Source organism: Flavitalea antarctica (assembly GCF_054461535.1).
In genome coordinates this window covers 1-1,221 of sequence record NZ_JBTLQG010000086.1, presented here as the reverse complement: position 1 = coordinate 1,221, position 1,221 = coordinate 1, and the positions used below count along the sequence as shown (strand labels likewise).

The 1,221-nt window shown below is 42.0% G+C and carries 1 protein-coding gene; it reads right to left on the bottom strand.

Annotation, left to right across the window (positions count from 1 at the left end; all coding sequences use genetic code 11):
• Positions 1 to 1,221, bottom strand: a 1,221-nt coding sequence (locus ACX0G7_RS27280; RefSeq protein WP_458926714.1) for an IS21/IS408/IS1162 family transposase, incomplete at both ends; no start/stop codon positions are given.

Sequence of the window (1,221 nt, the reverse complement as noted above, 5' to 3'; positions counted from 1 at the left end):
GGCGGAACATTGGAACGATCTTTTTATCATGTTGCGTTGTTAATATGCTTTCCTTAGCCAGGTGGTTTGCAATAGACTTTAGATCAGCGGCACTGGTTAAATTGTGTTTACAGCAATAGCTAAGGGCAGTGCTGATAATCTGCCTGGGATGCAACTCAATGGTCTGTTGTAGAAGCATCAATTGATCACGTACATAACGGGGCCGGGCTTTGCGGATGTATTCAATGAACAGATTGCCATCATCCGGGTTTTCAATTTGCGAACAGATGTTGGCAGCCAATGACTTTATTTTGCCGGTTTTTTCTCGCCTGTGATCGTTATTAATTATTCTCTGACCTTTGCCTGTATTGATGTTATGAACACATATCAACGCCTGTTGGGTATTGAAAAAACTAATTTTTTCAGTATCAATAGCAAGTGCTACCTGCGATCCCTTTCCCTGGTAGGTGCCCATCGGCAAAGAATAGTAGTTGCCTTTGTAGGAAATGCTGTTGTCCTTGCGAACGGTGTATAGTGGACGATCGGGAACTGTTGCTACAATATTCCTGCATGGTCGTAGATACTTTTTTTCTATTTCCCATTCTTTCGACGGTTGCAAGCGGGTAAAGCTGTGCGGAAGATAGTTAGCTGTTCGGGAAAGCCAGGCAAGAACCTCCTGGTTTATGGTGTCAATATCATCAAAGGGTCTGTTGTATAGAAAATTCCGTTTTACATATTTTACGATACTTTCAATCTTGCCTTTACTTTGTGGGTCAGCTTTGCGACAAAAGTGTAGTTTAAATCCTGCATCGCGGGTATACACTTTAAATTGTTCGGTAAGAATAATATCACCATAATTCTCATCAGCTATAAACACCCGGTCCTGGTCGTACACCACGGTTTCAGGAATGCCCTCAAAAAAGAGGAAAGCCTTTTGATGTGCTTCTATTGAGAGTGCTGTTGTGAATTTGCTAGTCGAGAACCAGACATATTTATAGCGAGATCTGGACAATGAAATAACAAAGAAAAAAACCTTGATTTTGCGACCCTGGTAATTACGGAGATTGTACTCACCAAAATCAGCCTGCGCTTGTTCACCATATCCTGTTTCAGCGACCATCGCGTGCTCGCGAACTATTTCAGCCTTATTGATATGATATTTTTGACGGATATGAGCTACGAAGTTGAAAACGGTTTTACTGTCAACGGATGGAAAGTCCGGATAGTGCTCCTTTAGCCAGT